General features: G+C 65.4%; 1 protein-coding gene. It reads right to left on the reverse strand.

Features of this window, described 5'->3' with window-relative positions:
* Nucleotides 1-682 (reverse strand): potassium-transporting ATPase subunit KdpA (locus tag IE277_RS46785; RefSeq protein WP_189960231.1); only part of this gene is annotated, 682 nt, incomplete at both ends.

Raw genomic sequence — 682 nt, forward strand, 5'->3', positions numbered from 1 at the left:
GAAGATCGACGAGGAGCCGACCCCGAACCGGACCTCCTTGCCCTCCATCGCACCACCGGCCGCCTGGAGCGCCGCGCCGTGGTGGGCGAACTCGCTCCACATCATCAGCACGGTGAAGCCCAGCCAGATGGTGAACATCGTGGCAAGGATCGCGTACCCCTGCTTCACGTTGCCGACCATCACACCGAAAGTGCGGGTCAGCGAGAACGGGATCACCAGGATCAGGAAGATCTCGAACAGGTTCGTGAACGGCGTCGGATTCTCGAACGGGTGGGCGGAGTTCGCGTTGAAGTAACCGCCGCCGTTCGTACCCAGCTCCTTGATCGCCTCCTGCGAGGCCACCGCGCCGCCGTTCCACTGCTGCGACCCACCCATGAACTGACCGACCTCATGGATACCCGAGAAGTTCTGGATCACACCGCAGGCGACCAGGATCACCGCGGCGACCGCGGCACCCGGCACCAGGATGCGCAGCGTGCCGCGCACCAGGTCGGACCAGAAGTTGCCCAGCTCACCGGTGCGCGAGCGCGCGAAACCACGGACGAGAGCGACCGCGACGGCGATACCCACCGCGGCGGAGACGAAGTTCTGCACGGCCAGACCGGCGGTCTGCACGACGTGACCCATGGTCTGCTCGCCGTAGTACGACTGCCAGTTCGTGTTGGTCACGAACGAGACAGCC

This window comes from Streptomyces alanosinicus, assembly GCF_014650595.1.
GTDB lineage: Bacteria > Actinomycetota > Actinomycetes > Streptomycetales > Streptomycetaceae > Streptomyces > Streptomyces alanosinicus.